The sequence below is a fragment of the Streptomyces sp. NPDC059851 genome, assembly GCF_042732005.1.
Classification (GTDB): Bacteria; Actinomycetota; Actinomycetes; order Streptomycetales; family Streptomycetaceae; genus Streptomyces.
The window spans coordinates 1-5,842 of sequence record NZ_JBHWJJ010000245.1; the positions used below are offsets into that span (position 1 = coordinate 1).

General features: G+C 73.8%; 1 protein-coding gene. It reads right to left on the reverse strand.

The window, feature by feature from the left end; translation table 11 throughout:
• A partial coding sequence (locus tag ACFV7Q_RS38230; protein ID WP_385435559.1) for a type I polyketide synthase occupies positions 1 to 5,842 on the reverse strand: 5,842 nt, incomplete at both ends.

Genomic DNA, 5,842 nt, shown 5'->3' on the forward strand with positions numbered 1-5,842 from the left:
GGGTCTGCGGAAGCACCCCGTGCCGCATCGCCATGATCATCTTGATCAGGCCGGCGACACCGGCAGCCGCCTGCGTGTGCCCGATGTTCGACTTGATCGAGCCCAGCAGCAACGGACGGCCCTCGGGCCGCTCCTGGCCGTACGTGGCCAACAGGGCCTGCGCCTCGATCGGGTCACCCAGCCGCGTACCCGTGCCGTGGGCTTCCACCGCGTCCACGTCGGCAGCCGACAGGCCCGCACTCGCCAGCGCTTCACGGATCACTCGCTGCTGCGAGGGACCGTTGGGGGCGGTGAGGCCGTTGCTCGCACCGTCCTGGTTGATCGCCGAGCCGCGCACGACCGCCAGAACCGGGTGGCCGTTGCGTACGGCGTCCGACTGCCGCTCGACGAGCAGCATGCCCGCGCCCTCGGCCCAGCCCGTGCCGTCCGCACCCTCCGCGAACGACTTGCAGCGACCGTCCACTGCGAGCCCGCGCTGGCGGCTGAAGTCGATGAACGTCTCCGGGGTCGCCATGACCGCGACACCACCGGCGAGGGCCATGTCGCACTCGCCGTTGCGCAGTGCCTGGATCGCCCAGTGCAGGGCGACCAGCGACGACGAGCACGCCGTGTCGACCGTGACCGCCGGCCCCTCCAGACCAAAGGCGTACGAGACACGGCCGGAGGCGATGCTGCCGGAGTTGCCGGTGCCGAGGTAGCCCTCGACGCCCTCGGGCAGCTCCTCGCCGTTTCCGTAGCCGGTCGCGTAGTCGTGGTACATCACGCCGGCGAAGACCCCGGTACGGCTGCCCCGCATCGTCGTCGGGTCGATGCCGGCCCGCTCGAACGCCTCCCACGAGGTCTCCAGCAGCAGCCGCTGCTGCGGGTCCATGGCGAGGGCCTCTCGCGGCGAGATCCCGAAGAACGCCGGGTCGAACTCGGCCGCGTCGAGCAGGAACCCACCCTCACGCGTGTACGAGGTCCCCACGTGGTCCGGGTCCGGGTGGTACAGGGCCTCCACGTCCCAGCCGCGGTCGGCCGGGAAGGCGGTGATGCCATCGCCGCCCGTGGCGACGAGCTGCCACAGGTCCTCGGGCGTACGGACCCCGCCGGGGAAGCGGCAGCCCATACCGACGATCACGATCGGATCGTCCGCGACCTCCGCGGCAGCCCGCACCGGTGTCCGTGCACCCGGCGCCGTGCCCGCGTGGTCACCGGACCCGCCGGTCACCCCCAGCTCGGCCAGCAGGTGCCGGGCCAGCGCGGCCGGGGTCGGGTAATCGAAGATCAGGGTCGGGGGCAGCCGCAGCCCCGTCTCCGCCTTCAGCACGTTCCGCAGTTCGACGGCGGTGAGGGAGTCGAAGCCGAGGTCCCGGAAGGCACGCTCGGCGTCGACCGCCTCCGCACCGGTGTGGCCGAGCACGGCCGCGACCCGACCGCACACCAGGTCCAGCAGCACGCCCTCCTGCTCTGCCACCGGCAGACCCCCGAGGCGGGCCGCGAGCGGCGAACCGGCCTCCGCGCCGACGACGCCGCGCCGCTCCACCGTGCGGCGCGCGGGCACCCGTACCAAGGCCCGCAGCAGGGCCGGGGTCGAGCCCGCGGACACCGCCTGGGCGCGCAGCACGGCGACGTCGAGGTGCATCGGCAGGAGCACCGCCGCGTCCACCGTCATCGCCGTGTCGAAGAGGGCCAAGCCCTCATCGGTGGCGAGAGCGGCCACGCCCTCCCGGGCGAGGCGACGCAGGTTGGCGTCATCGAGGGTCGCGGCCATGCCGCCACCGTCGACACCCGCCTGCGGGGCCCACAGGCCCCAGGCGAGCGAGGTCGCCGGCAGGCCCGCGGCACGCCGCTGTTCGGCCAGCGCCTCAAGGAAGGCGTTCGCGGCGGCGTAGTTCGCCTGCCCGGCAGCGCCGAACGCGGCGGCAGCGCCCGAGAAGAGTACGAACGCCGACAAGTCGAGATCGCGGGTGAGCTCGTGCAGGTTCCATGCCGCGTCGACCTTCGGACGCAGTACGGTCGCCACCCGCTCCGGGGTCAGCGAGGCCAGGACGCCGTCGTCCAGCACACCCGCCGTGTGGACCACGGCGGTCAGCGGATGCGCGGCCGGTACGGACGCCAGCAGCCTCGCCAGCGCCTCCCGGTCCGCGGCATCGCAGGCGACGAGGTCGACGTGTGCGCCCAACTGCTCCAGTTCCGCGACCAGTTCGGCAGCACCCGCGGCAGCCGTACCGCGCCGGCTGGTGAGCAGCAGCCGCTGCACCCCGTACGCCGCCACCAGGTGCCGGGCGAAGAGCCGGCCCAGACCACCGGTCGCACCGGTGACCAGCACAGTGCCGGTCCCGGCCCGGCCGCCCAGCACCGCAGCCGACGCCTCGGCCGCGCTGTCCGAGGACGGGACGCGCACCAGGCGCGCGGCGCTCAGCGCGCCGCCGCGGATCGCCAGCTCCGGCTCCCCGGCCGCCAGCGCGGCGGGAAGGGCCGCCGGGGAAGCCTGATCCTGATCCAGGTCGATCATGACCAGCTGGCCGGGGTTCTCCGACTGCGCGGAGCGCAGCAGACCGCGCACCGCGCTGCCCGCCAGGTCCCGCACACCCTCACCGGGCTCGACGGCCACCGCACCCGACGTCAGCCACACCAGACGCGTCTGCGCGAACCGCTCGTCCGCCAGCCACTCCTGCACGACGGCCAGCGCCGCGTTCACCGCCGCGTGGACGGCGTCCGCCCTGTCACCCGTCGGGGTGTCGTCGGCGGCCGGGAGGACGAACACCGCGTCCGGAGCCGGTTCGCCGCCCGCGAGTGCCGCACCGAGCTCGGTCAGGTCGGCGTACTCGGCGATCTGGGCACCCGTACCGGCCAGGCCGATCCCGTCGCGGCCGAGCACGGCCCACCGGAGGTCTGCAGCGGCCGGGGCGGCCGCCGCTGCGGGCACGTCCACCCACTTCACGCGGAACAGCGACTCGAGGTGACCGGCACCGGCCACCTGAACCTGGGCCGCGGAGGCCGGGCGGAGCATCAGCGACCCCACGGCCGCCACCGGCCGCCCGGTCTCGTCCGCGACCAGCAGCGCCAGGGTGCGTGCGTCGTCGGAGGAAGCCGGGGTCAGACGCATCCGGAGAGCGGAGGCACCCACCGCGTACAGGGAGACGCCCGCCCAGGAGAAGGGCAGCATGGCGCCCGGACCGTCCTGGTCCGTGTGCTCACCGTGTCCGATGGCGTGCAGACCGGCGTCGAGGAGTGCCGGGTGGAGCCCGAACCGCGCGGCGTCACCGTGACCCTCCTCCGGCAGCACGACCTCCGTGAACAGTTCGCCGCCGCGGCGCCAGGCCGCCTTCAGGCCCTGGAACAGCGGCCCGTAGGCCATGCCGTCGCCGGCGAGTTCCTGGTACAGGCCGTCGATGTCGACCGGCTCAGCGCCGGCCGGCGGCCAGGCGGCGGCCAGCTCGCCGAACTCCAGCTCGGCCTCCGGCCGGGCACCGGCTGCGAGCACACCGGACCCGTGGCGGGTCCACGGCTCCTCGGCCGGCGCGTCCTGGCGGCGCGAGTACACCGCGAACGGCCGGCTGCCGGAGGCCGCAGGTGCCTCGACGACCAGCTGGAGCTGCACGCCGCCCCGCTCCGGCAGGACGAGCGGCGCCTCCAGCGTCAGCTCCTCCACCACATCGCACCCGACCTGGTCCCCGGCCCGCACGGCAAGGTCCACGAAGGCGGTACCGGGCAGCAGGACGCTGCCGTGGATGATGTGGTCGGCGAGCCACGGCTGCGTGTCGAGCGACAGCCGGCCGGCGAGCAGCACGCCCTCCGTGTCGGCGAGCGCCACCGCCGCGCCGAGCAGCGGGTGCGCGGCATCGCCCAGACCGATGGACTCCGGGTCCCCGGCGACGTACGCCGCCGCACTCGGCCAGAACCGCTGCCGCTGGAACGCGTACGTCGGAAGATCCACCCGCCGGGCACCCGTACCCGCGAAATACGCTGCCCAGTCGACGGCCACACCCTGGACGTGAACCCGGGCGAGGGCGGTGATGATCGTCCCGGTCTCGTCGCGGTCCTTGCGGAGCACGGGTAGGAAGACCATGCCGTCGGTGTCGCCGGCCGTGCAGCCCTGGGCCAGCGCGGACAGGGTCCCGTCCGGGCCGAGCTCGATGTACGCGGTCACGCCGGCGGCTTCCAGCGTGCGTACGCCGTCCAGGAAGCGCACGGCCTCACGGACGTGCCGCACCCAGAACTCGGCCGAGCCCATCTCGTCGGTGACGACGGCACCCGTCAGGCACGACACGACCGGGATGGCGGGGGCCGCGAACGCCAGCCCCGCCACGACCTCGCGGAAGTCGTGCAGCATGCCGTCCATGTGCGGCGAGTGGAACGCGCGGCTGACCGTCAGGCGCTTGGTCTTCCGGCCCTGGGCCTGGAAGGTCCCGGCGATGGCGACGGCCGCGTCCTCATCGCCGGCGATGACGACGGCCTGCGGGCCGTTGATCGCGGCGATGCTCACCCGGTCGGTCCCGGCGAGCAGCGGCAGGACCTCGTCCTCCGACGCCTGGACGGCGATCATCACACCACCGGCCGGGAGGGCCTGCATCAGCCGGCCGCGGGCCGCGACCAGGACGCACGCGTCGTCCAGGGACAGCACACCCGCCACATGTGCGGCCGCGATCTCACCGATGGAGTGGCCGGTGAGGTAGTCCGGCCGCAGGCCCCAGCTCTCGACGAGCCGGAACAGCGCCACCTCGACGGCGAAGAGCGCCGGCTGTGTGTACTCCGTCCGGTCCAGCACCGCCGCATCCGAACCGAACAGCACGTCCCTCAGCGGAAGTTCGAGGTGGGCGTCCATGCGGGCGCAGACGGCGTCGAGCGCGTCGGCGTACACCGGGAAGGCGTCGTACAGCTCGCGCCCCATGCCGAGGCGCTGGCTGCCCTGGCCCGTGAACAGGAAGGCCGAGGAGCCGCTGCCGGCCACGGTTCCACGCACCACGCCGGCCGCCTGCTCACCGGCAGCGACCTCGGTGAGGGAAGCCAGGAACTCGTCCCGCTCTCCTGCGACGACAACGGCACGGCGTTCGAGGGCCGACCGGGAGGTGGCCAGGGAGTAGGCCACGTCGGCGGGTTCGAGCGTCTCGTCCGCGGCGATCCGCGCTGCGAGGCGCTCGGCTTGGGCCTGCAGGGCGGTGTCGGTCTTCGCGGACAGCACCCAGGGCAGGGCACCGGGTCGCTGCTGCGGGAAGTCGGCCGTCTGGGCTTCGTCGGCGACCGGAGCCTGCTCGATGATCGTGTGGGCGTTGGTGCCGCTGAAGCCAAAGGAGGAGATACCGGCCCGGCGCGGGCGGCCGGTCTCCGGCCACGTCCGCTGCTCGGTCAGGAGCTCGATGTCGCCGGCGGCCCAGTCGACGTGCGGGGTGGGCTCGTCCACGTGCAGGGTCTGCGGCAGCACCCCGTGCTGCATCGCCAGCACCATCTTCATCACACCGGCGACACCGGCCGCGGCCTGCGTGTGTCCGATGTTCGACTTGATGGACCCGAGGAGCAGCGGCTCCTCGGCCGGGCGGTCCTGGCCGTAGGTGGCGAGCAGCGCCTGCGCCTCGATCGGGTCGCCGAGGCGGGTGCCGGTGCCGTGTGCCTCCACCGCGTCGACCTCGGCGGCCGCCAGGCCGGCGTTCGCGAGGGCGGCACGGATCACGCGCTGCTGCGACGGCCCGTTCGGGGCGGTCAGGCCGTTGCTGGCACCGTCCTGGTTGATCGCCGAACCGCGAATGAGCGCGAGGACCGGGTGGCCGTTGCGGCGGGCGTCGGACAGCCGCTCGACGAGCAGCATGCCCACGCCCTCGCCCCAGCCAGTGCCGTCCGCCGAGGCGGCGAAGGCCTTGAT